Raw genomic sequence first — 14,420 nt, forward strand, 5'->3', positions numbered from 1 at the left:
TTCAGTCGAAAAGGTCGAGCAGGCGGCGCGCTGCGGTGGAAGCGGGCAACGCACCCGCAAGCACCTGCTGCGTGATGCCGTCGAGGTGGCCGCGCACCTGGGGATGTGATCGGAATCGTTGCTTCAGGCCCGCGTCGATACGCTCCCACATCCAGGCGCGCGCCTGCTGCTGGCGGCGCGCGCCGAGCCGGCCGTTGTCGGTCTGCAGTCGCCGGAACCGTGAAACTTCGGCCCAGAATGCATCCACGCCACGGCCCTGCAGCGCACTGAGCTGGATCACCTGCGGGTGCCATATGGCTTCGTTGTGGTGGGCGTGTTCGGGATGGCCCTGCAAGCCGAGCAGGCGCAATGACGACGTGATCTGCGCGCGCGCGCGGGTGGCGGCGTCGGGGTCGAGATCGGCCTTGTTGATCACCACCAGATCGGCCAGCTCCATCACGCCCTTCTTGATCGCCTGCAGATCGTCGCCCGCATTGGGCAACTGCATCAGCACGAACATGTCGGTCATGCCGCTGACCGCGGTTTCGCTCTGGCCCACGCCCACGGTCTCGACGATCACGACGTCGTAGCCGGCCGCCTCGCACACCAGCATGGCCTCGCGCGTCTTCTCGGCCACGCCGCCCAGCGTGCCGCTGCTCGGGCTGGGCCGGATATAAGCCTGCTCATGCACCGAGAGCTTTTCCATGCGCGTCTTGTCACCCAGGATGGAGCCACCCGAGACCGTGCTGGATGGATCGACCGTGAGCACCGCGACGCGATGGCCCTTGCCGATCAGGTACAGGCCCAGCGCCTCGATGAAGGTGCTCTTGCCCACGCCCGGCACGCCGCTGATGCCCAGGCGGAACGCCTTGCCGGTGTGGGGCAGCAAGGCGGTGAGCAGTTCGTCGCCTTGCGCCCGGTGGTCATCGCGCGTGGATTCGAGCAGCGTGATGGCCTTGGCCATGGCACGGCGCTGCCCGGCGGCATCGCCCTGCAGGATGCTCTCCAGCAGCACCGGAGGCTTCACCCCAGCGCCTTCCTGATCTGCTCCAGCACATCCTTGGCGCTGGCGGGGATCGGCGTCCCCGGGCCATAGATGCCCTTGACACCTGCCTCGTACAGCATCTCGTAGTCCTGCCGCGGAATCACACCACCCACGAACACGATGATGTCGTCGGCGCCCTGCTTCTTCAGCTCGGCAATGATGGCGGGCACCAGGGTCTTGTGGCCAGCAGCCAGGGTGGAAACGCCCACGGCGTGCACATCGTTCTCGATCGCCTGGCGCGCGCACTCCTCCGGCGTCTGGAACAGCGGACCCATGTCGACGTCGAAGCCGAGGTCGGCGAAGGCCGTGGCCACCACCTTCGCGCCGCGGTCGTGGCCGTCCTGGCCGAGCTTGCTGATCATCACCCGCGGGCGGCGGCCCTGCTGTTCGGCGAAGGCGTTGATTTCGGACTTGAGGGCTTCCCAGCCCTCGGCGGAATCGTAGGCAGCAGCGTACACACCGGTCACCTTTTGCGTATCGGCGCGGTGGCGCCCGTAAACCTTTTCCAGCGCATCGCTCACCTCGCCCACCGTGGCGCGCAGCCGGATGGCCTGGATCGACAGATCGAGCAGGTTGCCCTCGCCGCTGTCGGCGGCGTCGGTGAGCGCCTGCAGCGCCGCGGCCACTTTCGCCGCATCGCGCCTGGCGCGAATCTGCTTGAGGCGCGTGATCTGCCCTTCGCGCACGGCCACATTGTCGATGTCGCGCGCTTCGATGGGGTCCTCGCTCGCGAGCCTGTACTTGTTAACAGCGACGATCACGTCCTTGCCCGAATCGATGCGCGCCTGCTTCTCGGCTGCGGCGGCCTCGATCTTGAGCTTGGCCCAGCCGCTGTCCACGGCCTTGGTCATGCCGCCCATGGCTTCGACCTCTTCAATGATCGCCCAGGCCTTGTCGGCCATTTCCTGCGTGAGACTCTCCATCATGTAACTGCCCGCCCAGGGGTCCACCACATTCGTGATGTGGGTCTCTTCCTGGATGATCAGTTGCGTGTTGCGCGCGATGCGGGCGCTGAACTCGGTGGGCAGCGCAATGGCTTCGTCGAAGCTGTTGGTGTGCAGCGACTGCGTGCCACCGAACACCGCCGCCATGGCCTCGATGGCGGTGCGCACCACATTGTTGTAGGGGTCCTGCTCGGTGAGCGACCAGCCCGACGTCTGGCAGTGCGTGCGCAGCATCAGGCTCTTGGGTTTCTTCGCGTCGAAGCCCTTCATGATGCGGCACCACAAGGCGCGAGCGGCCCGCATCTTGGCGATCTCCAGGTAGAAGTTCATGCCGATCGCCCAGAAGAAGCTCAGGCGGCCAGCGAAGTCGTCCACGTCCATGCCCTTGGCAATCGCCGTCTTCACGTACTCCTTGCCGTCGGCCAGGGTGAAGGCGAGTTCCAGCGCCTGATTGGCCCCAGCCTCCTGCATGTGATAGCCGCTGATGCTGATCGAGTTGAACTTCGGCATGTGCTTCGCCGTGTACTCGATGATGTCGCCAATGATCTTCATCGACGGCTCGGGCGGGTAGATGTAGGTGTTGCGGACCATGAACTCCTTGAGGATGTCGTTCTGGATCGTTCCACTGAGCTGGTCTTGCGCCACGCCCTGCTCTTCGGCCGCCACCACATAGCCCGCCAGCACCGGCAACACCGCGCCGTTCATGGTCATGGACACACTCACCTTGTCCAGCGGGATCTGGTCGAAGAGGATCTTCATGTCCTCCACGCTGTCGATGGCCACGCCGGCCTTGCCCACGTCACCCGTGACGCGCGGGTGGTCGCTGTCGTAGCCGCGGTGGGTGGCCAGGTCGAAGGCCACGCTCACGCCCTGCCCGCCCGCGGCCAGGGCCTTGCGGTAGAAGGCGTTGCTTTCCTCGGCGGTGGAGAAGCCCGCGTACTGCCGGATCGTCCACGGCCGCACGGCGTACATGGTGGCCTGCGGGCCCCGGATGAAGGGCTCGAAGCCGGGCAAGGTGTTGGCGTGTGGCAGCGCGGCCGTGTCTTCGGCGGTGTAAAGCGGCTTGACCCGGATGCCGTCGGGGGTGATCCAGTCCAGCGCAGACACATCGCCGCCGGGCGCGGATTTCCTGGCGGCGCGGGCCCAGTCTTCCAGGGTGGCAGGGGCGAATTCGGGCTGTTTCTGGCTCATGGCAGTGAATCGGTTGACGGGTTCTGAAACCCTTGGCATCTTACATCATTCATAATTATTGATGCAAAATATTCCTCCTGCATTACAATCGACCGCGTCCCCGTTCCCTTGGATTGTCCCCATACCGACCATGTCTGCCCAGTCGCTTGCGCCCCGCGCCCTCTACGAAGAAGTGGCCGAACTCCTGCGCCAGCGCATTTTCCGGCGCGAGCTGGAGCCGGGCAGCTGGATCGACGAGCTCAAGATCGCCGAGGAATACGGCATCAGCCGCACGCCCCTGCGCGAGGCGCTCAAGGTGCTGGCCGCCGAGGGGCTGGTGACGATGAAGATGCGCCGCGGCGCCTACGTCACCGAGGTGTCCGAGAAGGACCTGGCCGACGTCTACCACCTGCTCGCCCTGCTCGAAGCCGACGCCGCCGGTGTGGTGGCCGAGCGCGCCACGGCCGATGAAATCGCCGCGCTGCAGGCCTTGCATCAAGAACTGGAGGCCGCCGTCAACGACCGCGACCGGTTCTTCTCGTTGAACGAACAGTTCCACATGCGCGTGCTTGAACTCGCGCGCAATCGCTGGCGCGAGCAGATGGTGGCCGACCTGCGCAAGGTCATGAAGCTCAACCGCCACAACTCGCTGCTCAAGACCGGGCGCATCGAAGAATCGCTGGCCGAACACCGCGCCATCGTGGCCGCGCTGGCGCAGCGCGACCCCGCACTCACGGTGCAACGCATGCGGGAACACTTCCAGAACGGCCTGGAAGCGGCGGCTTGAGGTAGGGGCTCCCCCCTGCGCCGCTTTGCGGCTTCCCCCTCTCTGGCACGCCTGTGGCGCTGGGAGGGGGGACGGCATCTCGGGCCGGCGGAGCCGGACCCTTGATGCCCCTGGATTTTCAGGCGGCTTCTGCTTCCAGACCCACGTGCGCCTGCGCCATGGCCCACACCTCTCGCGGGGGCAGTGGCTTGAGGCGGTGGTCGCTCCAGATCTGGCGCCAGCGCCGCGCACCGCGCAAGCCATGGCGCAGGCCCAGCATGTGGCGGGCAATGGCGTACCAGGGGCAACCGTCTTCTGCGTGGGCGCGTTCCATGTAACGCACCATCTGATCTTCCACCTCTTCGCGCGCGACCTCCGACTGCAGGGCGCCGAAGAACGCCTCGTCCCACGTGGTCAGCAGCCAGGGGTTGTGGTAGGCCTCGCGACCCACCATCACGCCATCGACGTGTTGCAACTGCTCGGCGATCTGCGCGTTGGTGGTGAAGCCGCCGTTGATGGCGAAAGTGAGCGTGGGAAAGTCCTGCTTGAGGCGGTGCGCCAGCTCATAGCGCAGCGGCGGCACCTCGCGGTTCTCCTTCGGGCTCAGGCCGTCCAGCCAGGCATTGCGCGCGTGCACCATGAACACCTTGCAACCGGCCTCGCTCACCGTACCGACGAAGTCGCGCACGAAGTCGTAGCTCTCCACCCGGTCAATGCCGATGCGGTGCTTGACGGTCACTGGAATCGACACCGCGTCCACCATGGCCTTCACGCCATCGGCCACGGTCTGCGGCTCGGCCATCAGGCAGGCGCCAAAGGCACCGCGCTGCACGCGGTCGCTCGGGCAGCCGCAATTCAGGTTGATCTCGTCGTAGCCCCATTGCTCGCCCATGCGCGCGGCCTGTGCAAGTTCGGCGGCATCGCTGCCACCGAGCTGCAGCGCCACGGGATGCTCCTCGGCGTTGAAGCGCAGGTGGCGCTGCACGCTGCCGTGCATGAGCGCGCCGGTGGTCACCATCTCGGTGTACAGCAGCGTGTGTTTCGACAGGAGGCGGTGCAGGTAGCGGCAGTGCCGGTCGGTCCAGTCCATCATCGGCGCGACGGACAGGCGCCAGGGGGACAGGCTGTGTGAAGTCTGGGACATGCCGCGATTATCCCAGCGGCCAACAAAAAACCCGCCGCAGCGGGTTTCCGGAAGGCACAGTGCCCAGGGGCACCCGAGCGCTCACCCCATGTGCAGGCCGCCGTTGACGGAGAAGTCCGCGCCGGTGGCGTAGCCACCCTCCTCGCTGGCGAGCCAGGCGATGATGGAGGCGATTTCGCTGGGCTCGCCCAGGCGCTTGACCGGCACCGTGGCGACGATCTTCTCCAGCACGTCGGGGCGGATCGCCTTGACCATGTCGGTGCCGATGTAGCCGGGGCTCACGGTGTTGACCGTCACGCCCTTGGTGGCCAGTTCCTGCGCCAGCGCCATCGAGAAGCCGTGCATGCCCGCCTTGGCGGCCGAGTAGTTGGTCTGGCCGGCCTGGCCCTTCTCGCCGTTGACCGACGAGATGTTGATGATGCGGCCCCAGCCCTTTTCCACCATGTCGGCCACGACCTGCTTGGTCACGTTGAACATGGAGTTCAGGTTGGTCTCGATGACCGCGTCCCAGTCTTCGCGCGACATCTTCAGGAACATGCGGTCGCGCGTGATGCCGGCGTTGTTCACCAGCACGTCGATCGTGCCGTGCTCGGCCTTGGTCTTGGTGAAGGCCTCCACGGTGGAGTCCCAGTCACCGACATTGCCGACTGAAGCGTGAAAGGTGTAGCCCTGCGCCTTCTGCTCGTCCAGCCACTTCTTGAAGTCCCGCGTGGGGCCGCAGCCCGCGATGACGGTGAAACCTTCCTTGTGCAGCCGCTGGCAGATGGCCGTGCCGATGCCACCCATGCCGCCGGTGACGTAAGCGACTTTCTTGCTCATTTCTTGTGCTCCTTGTGCCTCTTGGGCGATGTGGCGGCCGGAAGGCCCTCCCCTCCGGCAATCCGTTTTGATTTAACCGTGAATTCAGCGTTCGACCGCGAGGGAAACCCCCATGCCGCCGCCGATGCACAGGGCCGCCAGGCCCTTCTTCGCGCCGCTGCGCTGCATCTCGTGCAGCAACGTGACCAGAATGCGGCATCCGGATGCACCGATCGGGTGCCCGATGGCGATCGCGCCGCCATTGACGTTGACCTTGGCCGGGTCGATGTCCAGCGCCTTGTTGACCGCGCAGGCCTGGGCCGCGAAGGCTTCGTTGAGTTCGAACAGGTCCACGTCGCTGGCCTTCCAGCCCGCGCGCGCCAGCGCCTTCCTGGACGCGGGCACCGGGCCCATGCCCATGGTGGCCGGGTCCAGGCCACTGGTGCCGAAGGCGGCGATGCGCGCCAGCGGCGTGAGCCCGAGCGAGGCGGCCTTCTTCGCGGTCATCACGACCACACCGGCGGCGCCATCGTTGATGCCCGAGGCGTTGCCGGCCGTGACCGAACCGGCCTTGTCGAAGGCCGGGCGCAGGCCGGCCAGTGCTTCGGCACTGGTCTTCTTGTTGATGAATTCGTCGGCATCGAACACCACGGGGTCACCCTTGCGCTGCGGGATGCTCACGCCCACGATCTCGTCCTTGAACTTGCCCGCGTCCTGGGCGGCACTGGCCTTCTGCTGGCTGCCCAGGGCGAGCGCGTCCTGCGCGTCGCGGCTGATGCCATGCTCCTTGGCCACGTTTTCGGCGGTGATGCCCATGTGGTACTGGTTGTAGACGTCCCACAGGCCGTCGACGATCATGGTGTCGGTCATCTTCCAGTCGCCCATGCGCTGGCCATCGCGGCTGCCGTTGAGCACGTGCGGTGCAGCGCTCATGTTCTCCTGCCCACCAGCGATCACGATCTCGCTGTCGCCCCAGGCAATCGCCTGCGCGGCCAGCATCACAGCCTTGAGGCCCGAGCCACACACGGCGTTGATGGTGAGCGCCGGCGTTTCCTTGGCCAGGCCGGCCTTCATCATGGCCTGGCGCGCCGGGTTCTGGCCCACGCCCGCGGCCAGCACCTGGCCCATGATCACCTCGCCGATGGCGTCGGCCGGCAGGCCGCTGCGCGCCAGCAGCTCCTTGATGACGATGCTGCCCAGCTCGGTGGCGGGCGTCTTGGCGAGCGAGCCGCCGAACTTGCCCACAGCGGTACGGGCGGCTGCAACGATGACGATGTCTTCCATCTCGGGTCTCCTTGGGTTCAAAAAAATGCGTTCAGGCCTTGGCCTTGACGTAGCGACCGGGTGCTGGCTCGATCGCGCCATAGGTCTTGCCCCTGCCATACGTCTTGGGCGCGGCAATCTGCTTGCCCGCCAGCGGCTTGAGCCAGGCGGACCAGTCGGTCCACCAGCTGCCGGGGTGTTCGGTGGCGCTGGCGATCCAGTCCTTCACGTCGGCAGGGAACTTGCCGGCCGGGCCGATCCAGTGGCTGCGCTTGCCCTTGCTCGCGGGGTTGATCACGCCGGCGATGTGGCCCGAAGCGCCCATGACGAAGCGTTTCTTGCCGGGGAAGATCTGCGTGCTGCCGTAGGCACCGCCAATGGGGACGATGTGATCCTCGCGCGATCCGTAGATGTAGACCGGCAGCTTCACCTTGCGGAAGTCGATCTTCTCGCCGCATACAGTCACCTTGCCTGGTTTGATCAGGTTGTTCTCCAGGTACATCTGGCGCAGGTACCAGGCGTAGTAGGGGCCTGGCAGGTTGGTGCTGTCGGAATTCCAGTACAGCAGGTCGAACGGCGGCGGGGTCTCGCCCTTGAGGTAGTTGCCCACCACGTAGTTCCACACCAGGTCGTTCGGGCGCAGGAAGCTGAAGGTGGTTGCCAGATCGCGCCCGGGCATCAGCCCCCCCCGGGCAAACTGCATCTCGCGGTACTTGACGAAGTTCTCGTCGATGAACACATCCAGGATACCGGTGTCGCTGAAGTCGAGCAGCGTGGTCAGCAGCGTGGCGCTGTGCACAGGCTCCTCGCCGCGCGCGGCCAGCACCGCCAGCGCGGTGCCCAGCATGGTGCCACCGACGCAGAAGCCCAGCGCGTTGATGGTTTCGGCGCCCGTGATGTCCTGCGTGACCGCGATCGCCTTGATCACCGCGTCCTCGATGTACTCGTCCCAGGTCTTGTTCGCCAGCGATTCATCGGGGTTGCGCCAGCTCACCACGAAGGTGCGGTGGCCCTGCTCCAAGCAGTAGCGGATCAGCGAGTTCTCGGGCTGCAGGTCAAGGATGTAGAACTTGTTGATGCAGGGCGGCACCAGCAGAAAGGGGCGCTCGTACACCTTGGCGGTGAGCGGCTTGTACTCGATCAGCTGGAACAGCTCGTTCTCGAACACCACAGCACCTTCGGTCGTGGCCACGTTCCTGCCCACCTCGAACACGCTCTCGTCGGTCATCGACACATGACCCTGCTTGATGTCGTGCAACAGGTTGGCCACGCCCTTGGCGATGCTCTCGCCCTGGGTGTCGATGGCCTTTTGCTGCGCTTCGGCATTGAAGGCCAGGAAGTTGCTCGGGGAGCTCGCGTCGATCCACTGCTGCACCGCGAAGCGCACGCGCGAACGGGTCTTGGCGTCGCCCTGTACCGCGTCCGCCAGCGACATGAGGGTGCGCGCGTTGAGCAAGTAGGCCGCGGCCGCAAAGGCCGCCACGGGGTTGCTGGCCCAGGCGTCCGAGGAAAAACGGCGGTCGCCCCCGGGTTTCACATTCGGCCCCTGGTTCCACAGGCCTGCGATCTCCTTCAGGTAGTTGTTCTGGATTTCCAGCAACTGCGCCGGATCGAAGTTCACCGGCTGGCCGTTGCCGGACTGGTTGAACAATTCCCCCACGGCAGGCAGGCCGGGAAAGGCCGCGGTGCCACCGGGCATGGGCATGCCGAACGGATTCGCGGCGCCGGACTGCGGCATGAAGGCTTTGAAGGCAGCGAAGGGGTCGCTCGCCGCGGGCTGTGCCGCCGCGCCGGGAAAGGCCTGGGCCATCCGGGTCCATTGCTCGATGAGGTTCTGCTGGAGCTGTTGCGCGGTGTCCAGCCATTCGTTTGGGGGGGTCTTTCCCGATGTCATGCTGGTCTCCTGAGGTGCGGCCTGCGCCTTAAACTGGGTATCTCAGGGGAGGGAATCCGGCCCTCCCCGTCTTGGCAGCGCGGTCTCCTGGGCGCGCGCATGCGTTTTCCCGGGTTGCAAGGAATGTCGTGTATCTGGTGGTGATTGGTTGGATGTACGTGGTGCTCATGATGTCGGTGGCCGAAGCAACCAACACCACAGGCTCGGTGCTTGGAGCCATTGTGACCTTTTTTCTTTACGGATTGCTGCCGGTGGCACTGGTGGTTTACCTGATGCGCACGCCGCAACGGCGCAAAGCCATCCAGGCGCGTGAAGCCGCCGAACTGCAGGCGCAGAAGGCCGCCCAGGCCTCAGCCGATCCAGGCGCAAGCGGCCATGCGGCCGGTGCTGCCGAGGATGAGCGCATCGCGCCGGTGCGAAAAGAACCGTAAGCGCTGTGTGACAGTGCACCACGCGGCACTGCCGTCGTTGCCGTGCACGTCGTCGATGCCCGCAGCCCGAAGCCGGCGCCGTGCCAGCGCGGGCAGATCGGCCAGAAATTTGCCTTTGCCCAGCGGCCAGAAATGCGGTGCGGCGCCGTGGTCGTCCGCGACGAATGCCTCGCACACCTCGGCCCCGACCTCGAAGGCGCGTGGCCCGATGCAGGGACCTAGCCAGGCCATGACCTCGCCTTCACCCGCTGCATCGCGCAAGGCGCTGGCGGTGGCTTCGATCACGCCAGCGGCCAGGCCCCGCCAGCCGGCATGGGCCGCCGCCACCGCCGTACCGGATGCATGCGCGAACAGCACCGGCAGGCAGTCGGCCACCATGATGGTCGCGGCCAGGCCAGGCCCCTGCACCACGCAGCCGTCGGCCTCGGTGCCATCGGGGGTGTCGGGCGCCAGCCGCACGACCTGCGTGCCATGCACCTGCCGCAGGAACACCGGGCGCGCGGGCGCCGTGAAGGCGGCCAGGCGCTCGCGGTTGCCCGCCACGGCCAGCGGCTCGTCGCGCACATGGTCACCCAGGTTGAAGCTGTCGAAGGGCGCCACCGACACACCGCCAGTGCGGGTGGTGAACACCGCGCGCACGCCCGGCGGCGCGGGCCAGTCCGGGACGATGCCGTCGGCGGCCAGCAGCATCAGGCTTCCGCGTCGGGGCAGGCCGAGGGTTGCGCCTGCTGGAACGCCGGCAAGGCCATGCAGGCCTCGAAGGCGGCCATGGTGCGCGGCAGGCCGCTGAAATCGGTGTTGAAGCGCTGACCATTGAAGATCTGTGGCACCAGGCAACAGTCGGCCATGGTGGGCGTTTCGCCACAACAGTAGGTCGACGCGGGCTGTTGCGCGAGCTGGCGCTCGAACGCCTCCAGGCCGATGCGCACCCAGTGGCGGTACCAGGTGTTCTTGGCCTCCTCCTCAACCTTGAGTTCGCGCACCAGGTACTTGAGCACGCGCAGGTTGTTGATGGGGTGGATCTCGCAGGACACGATCTGCGACAGGGCGCGAACGCGCGCACGCGCCAGCGCGCCGCCGGGCAGCAGCGCGGGCGCGGGCTGCACCTCGTCGAGGTACTCGATGATCGCCATCGACTGGGTCAGGCGCGTGCCGTCGTCGAGTTCGAGCAGCGGCACCAGGCCCTCGACGGCCATGTCGGTGAAGGCCGGCAGCTTGTGATCACCACGCGCAATGTGCACAGGCACGTAGTCGTAGGCCATGCCTTTGAGCGCCAGCGCAATGCGCACGCGGAACGAGGCCGAGGAGCGGAAATAGTTGTGGAGCTTCATGGGGTCAAGCATAAACCGGCACAGTGCCGGCCAAGGCCCGGCTCGCGCTCAGGTGCGCTCTTTGCCCGCGTCGCCATGCCCCAGCACGCGCCCGAGCAGATCCATGGGCAGGGGAAACACGATGGTCGAGGCGCGGTCGCCGGCCACCTGCGTCAGTGTCTGCAGGTATCGCAACTGCATCGCCTCCGACTGCCGGGCCAGCATCTGCGCGGCTTCCAGCAGCGCGACCGCCGCCTGCTTCTCGCCTTCGGCATGGATCACCTTGGCGCGCCGCTCGCGCTCGGCCTCGGCCTGGCGGGCGATGGCCCTGATCATGGACTCGTTGAGGTCGATGTGCTTGATCTCCACGTTGGTCACCTTCACACCCCATGCGCCGGTTTGCGCATCCAGGATCTGCTGCACGTCCATGTTGAGCCGCTCGCGCTCGGCCAGCATCTCGTCGAGTTCGTGCTTGCCCAGCACCACGCGCAAGGTGGTCTGCGCCAGCTGGCTGGTCGCCATGAGGAAGTTCTCCACCTGAATGATGGCCTTGTCGGGCTCCACGACGCGGAAGAAGATCACCGCGTTGACCTTGACCGAGACGTTGTCGCGCGATATCACGTCCTGCGGCTGCACGTCCATCGTGACCACCCTCAGGTCGACCCGCACCATCTGCTGCAGGCCGGGAATGACGATCACCAGGCCCGGACCCTTGACCTTCCAGAAACGCCCGAGCTGGAACACCACGCCGCGTTCGTACTCGCGCAGGATGCGAAAAGACGCGACGAGAAGAATCAGGATGACCGGCACGATGATGGTGCCGATACCCAGGTTGAAATCAAACATCATGTTGTTCTCCTTCTGAAGGTGCCGTCGGGCGGCCGGGTGGGTCCGCGGTATCCGGCTCCACTTCCAACACCAGGTTGTGCATGACCCGCACGCGCACGCGCTGGCCGGGTTGCAGGGGAGTGGCGCAGCGCACCTGCCAGCGCTCGCCCTGGACCTGAGCCCAGGCCTGCGCGCCCACCACGTGCAGCACCTCGCCGCGCGCGCCCACCAGCATCTCCTGCCCGCTGACCACGGGTGCGCGCCGGGCGCGCAACGCCATGCCGCCACCCAGCAGCACGCCGGCGCCGGCCACGATCGACAACCCGAAGATCAGCGGCAGCGGCACGCCCATGCCGGGCACATCGCGGTCGAACAGCAGCAGGCCGCCGGCCATGAAGGCCACGATGCCGCCCACGCCGAGCACACCAAACGACGGCGACAACAGCTCCGCGGCGAGCAGCGCGAAGCCAAGAAGGATCAGGCCCAGCGCGGCGTAGTTCACGGGCAGGAGCTGCAGCGAGAACAGCGCCATCAGCAGGCAGATCGCTCCGACCGTGCCGGGAATGCCGAAACCCGGCGATGAAAACTCGAACAACAGACCGTAGACACCGATCATGAGCAGGATCAACGCCAGGCTGGGGTTGGCGATCACGCCGAGCAGGCGGTAGCGCCAGTCGGGCGGATGCGATTCGATGGACATGCCCTGGGTGGCCAGCAGCAGCTCACCACTGGCCATGCGCACGCTGCGGCCATGGATCTGCCGCAGCAGGTCGGGAATGTCCGTCGCGACCACGTCCACCACCTTCTGCTTCAAGGCTTCGGCGGCCGTCAGGCTCACCGCCTCGCGCACCGCCAGTTCGGCCCACTGCGCATTGCGCCCGCGTTGCTCGGCCAGGCCCCGGATGAACGCGGCAGCGTCGTTCACCCGCTTGGCGGTCATGGCATCCATGGGCGCGGGCTCGTCCTTGTCGGCCGTGGGCGCCTCCTTGCGCGGCCCGTTCCGCGGTGCTTCGGCCGGCGGGCTCGGCGCGCCCGGCATGCCGATGGCCACCGGCGTGGCCGCCCCCAGTGTCGTGGCGGGCGCCATGGCGGCGATGTGGCTGGCGTAGAGGATGTAGGTACCGGCACTGGCCGCGCGCGCGCCTTGAGGACTGACATAGGTGGCCACGGGCACCGGCGAGGCCAGGATCGCCTGGATGATCTGGCGCATGGCACTGTCCAGACCGCCCGGCGTGTCCAGCACCAGCACCAGCAGGGTGGCGCCGCTGTCCCGCGCCTGGTCGATGCCGCGCACGACGTAGTCGGCGCTGGCCGGGCCGATGGCGCCTTCCACATTGAGCACCCGGGCGGACGGCGCCGCGTGCCCCGGCATCACAAGACCGGCCCAGCCAAGCAGCAGGCACAGCAGCCAGCGTGACCACGGGCGCGGCGGCACACGCAGACCTGTGACGTTGAAGGGCGATCCTCCAGACGCCAGGGCGCACACCGTTGCGCGGCTCGTCCGCATGGCACCTCCGCAGGAGACAGGGAAGGGTCAGTTTAGGCCGATGCACCGGCCCGCACAAACCCTGCACATGCGGCCCTGCCCGCGCCGTGGATGCCCTCAGGTGCTCAGCGCGGGGTAGTCGGTGTAGCCCTTCTCTCCACCGCCATAGAAGGTGGCGCGGTCGGGCGGATTGAAGGGCCCGCCCCGCTTCAGGCGCGCGACCAGATCGGGATTGGCGATGTAGGTCTTTCCGAAGGCCACAAGGTCGGCACCGTCGGCCAGGGCATGCTGGGCCAGCGCCAGGTCGTAGCCGTTGTTGACCATCCAGGCGCCCTGGCCACCGGCAGCCCGGTAGGCTGCGCGCAGGGCCGCGTAGTCGAACGGTCGGTCGTCGATTTCGCGCGGGCCGCCGGTGGCGCCTTCAATGAAATGCACGTAGGCCAACCCCAGCGGAGCCAGCTCGCGCATCACGTGCGCGAACAGCGGCTGCGGGTCGGCGTCGACCACGTCGTTGGCCGGCGTCACCGGTGAGAGGCGAATACCGGTGCGCCCCCCTCCGATGGCGCCGGTCACGGCGCGCACCACCTCCAGCAGCAGGCGCGCGCGGTTCTCGATCGGGCCGCCATAGGCATCGGTGCGCTGGTTGCTGCCGGTCTTGAGGAACTGGTCGATCAGGTAACCATTGGCGGCATGGATTTCCACGCCGTCGAAGCCGGCCTCGATCGCCGCGAGCGCAGCACGGCGGTAGTCGTCCACGATGCCGGGCAGCTCGGTGATGTCCAGCGCGCGCGGCTCCGAGGTCTCGACGAAGGTGGGTACGCCGTCCTTGATGAGCACCGTCTTGGTCTTGGCGCGGATCGCCGATGGCGCCACTGGCGCACCGCCACCGGGTTGCAGCTCGGTGTGCGAGACACGGCCCACATGCCACAACTGAGTGACGATCTTGCCGCCGGCCTGGTGCACGGCCGCGGTCACGCGCTTCCAGCCCTCGATCTGATCAGGCGCGTAGAGTCCGGGCACATCGGCATACCCCTGGCCCTGGTGGCTGATGGCCGTGGCCTCCGTGATCAGCAGCCCGGCGCTGGCACGCTGGGCATAGTAGGTCGCCATGAGCGGCGTGGGCACGGCGTTCGGCGCGCGGTTGCGCGTGAGCGGCGCCATGACGACGCGGTTGGCCAGCGCGATGTCGCCAGCGGTGAAAGGGTCGAACAGGCGGGTCATGTCAGGGCGTGAAGGGGGGTTCAAGGAGCGGACGATTGTGCGCAACCGATCCAGCCAGGCTGCAGGCGGCCGGAAAAAGGCCGCGCCAGCGCAGGGATGTTCGCGGGTCTCGCGCGGCAAGCGCCGTGTTGTGCTGGGCCG

13 protein-coding genes are annotated in these 14,420 nt (G+C 66.9%); 2 read left to right on the forward strand and 11 right to left on the reverse strand.

Features of this window, described 5'->3' with window-relative positions; genetic code table 11:
• Nucleotide 1: 1 nt before the first annotated feature.
• Together meaB and scpA are read right to left on the reverse strand one after the other, a co-directional pair.
• Nucleotides 2-1,006, reverse strand: a complete 1,005-nt coding sequence (meaB, locus tag AB7P10_RS10335) for a methylmalonyl Co-A mutase-associated GTPase MeaB (RefSeq protein ID WP_428293766.1) — start codon at nucleotides 1,004-1,006, stop codon at nucleotides 2-4.
• Nucleotides 1,003-3,159, reverse strand: coding sequence for a methylmalonyl-CoA mutase (gene scpA / locus AB7P10_RS10340; protein ID WP_428293767.1), 2,157 nt, complete (start codon nucleotides 3,157-3,159; stop codon nucleotides 1,003-1,005). Before scpA ends, meaB begins: the two co-directional genes overlap by 4 nt.
• Before the next feature lie 130 nt (nucleotides 3,160-3,289).
• On the opposite strand from scpA, the gene AB7P10_RS10345 reads away from it, so the two are divergent.
• The gene (locus AB7P10_RS10345) at nucleotides 3,290-3,925 is read left to right on the forward strand and encodes a GntR family transcriptional regulator (protein WP_428293768.1); all 636 of its coding nucleotides are present in this window, start codon (nucleotides 3,290-3,292) and stop codon (nucleotides 3,923-3,925) included.
• A 118-nt stretch (nucleotides 3,926-4,043) separates the two neighbouring features.
• On the opposite strand, the gene dusA is transcribed toward AB7P10_RS10345, so the two are convergent.
• From dusA to AB7P10_RS10365, 4 genes are all read right to left on the reverse strand, one after another.
• Nucleotides 4,044-5,048 carry a tRNA dihydrouridine(20/20a) synthase DusA gene (gene dusA / locus AB7P10_RS10350; RefSeq protein ID WP_428293769.1) on the reverse strand — a complete coding sequence of 335 codons (1,005 nt, stop codon included), beginning with the start codon at nucleotides 5,046-5,048 and terminating at the stop codon, nucleotides 4,044-4,046.
• An 81-nt stretch (nucleotides 5,049-5,129) separates the two neighbouring features.
• Nucleotides 5,130-5,867 (reverse strand): acetoacetyl-CoA reductase, encoded by a 738-nt coding sequence (gene phbB, locus AB7P10_RS10355; protein WP_428293770.1) that lies wholly within the window; start codon nucleotides 5,865-5,867, stop codon nucleotides 5,130-5,132.
• Nucleotides 5,868-5,951: 84 nt separating this feature from the next.
• Complete coding sequence (locus tag AB7P10_RS10360; RefSeq protein WP_428293771.1) at nucleotides 5,952-7,130, reverse strand: acetyl-CoA C-acetyltransferase; 1,179 nt, start codon at nucleotides 7,128-7,130, stop codon at nucleotides 5,952-5,954.
• A 31-nt stretch (nucleotides 7,131-7,161) separates the two neighbouring features.
• Nucleotides 7,162-9,003 (reverse strand): PHA/PHB synthase family protein, encoded by a 1,842-nt coding sequence (locus tag AB7P10_RS10365; RefSeq protein ID WP_428293772.1) that lies wholly within the window; start codon nucleotides 9,001-9,003, stop codon nucleotides 7,162-7,164.
• Nucleotides 9,004-9,131: 128 nt separating this feature from the next.
• Between AB7P10_RS10365 and AB7P10_RS10370 the strand changes: the two genes are divergently transcribed.
• Nucleotides 9,132-9,434: a hypothetical protein gene (locus AB7P10_RS10370; protein WP_428293773.1), complete on the forward strand. Its 303-nt coding sequence runs from the start codon at nucleotides 9,132-9,134 to the stop codon at nucleotides 9,432-9,434.
• On the opposite strand, the gene pgeF is transcribed toward AB7P10_RS10370, so the two are convergent.
• The 5 genes from pgeF to AB7P10_RS10395 all read right to left on the reverse strand — a co-directional run bounded on the left by pgeF (nucleotide 9,354) and on the right by AB7P10_RS10395 (nucleotide 14,279).
• Entirely contained in the window at nucleotides 9,354-10,124 is a 771-nt protein-coding gene (gene pgeF, locus AB7P10_RS10375) for a peptidoglycan editing factor PgeF (protein WP_428293774.1), read from the reverse strand. The genes AB7P10_RS10370 and pgeF overlap by 81 nt on opposite strands.
• A complete protein-coding gene (gene maiA, locus AB7P10_RS10380; RefSeq protein ID WP_428293775.1) occupies nucleotides 10,124-10,765 on the reverse strand; it encodes a maleylacetoacetate isomerase in 642 nt (213 codons plus the stop codon). The genes pgeF and maiA overlap by 1 nt, the downstream gene beginning before the upstream one ends.
• Nucleotides 10,766-10,813: 48 nt before the next feature.
• A complete protein-coding gene (locus AB7P10_RS10385; RefSeq protein ID WP_428293923.1) occupies nucleotides 10,814-11,590 on the reverse strand; it encodes a slipin family protein in 777 nt (258 codons plus the stop codon).
• A complete protein-coding gene (locus AB7P10_RS10390; protein ID WP_428293776.1) occupies nucleotides 11,583-13,079 on the reverse strand; it encodes an NfeD family protein in 1,497 nt (498 codons plus the stop codon). Before AB7P10_RS10390 ends, AB7P10_RS10385 begins: the two co-directional genes overlap by 8 nt.
• A 96-nt stretch (nucleotides 13,080-13,175) precedes the next feature.
• Entirely contained in the window at nucleotides 13,176-14,279 is a 1,104-nt protein-coding gene (locus AB7P10_RS10395) for an alkene reductase (protein ID WP_428293924.1), read from the reverse strand.
• Nucleotides 14,280-14,420: the final 141 nt, after the last annotated feature.

The organism is Hydrogenophaga sp., from assembly GCF_050182545.1.
In the GTDB taxonomy this organism is placed as follows: domain Bacteria; phylum Pseudomonadota; class Gammaproteobacteria; order Burkholderiales; family Burkholderiaceae_C; genus Hydrogenophaga.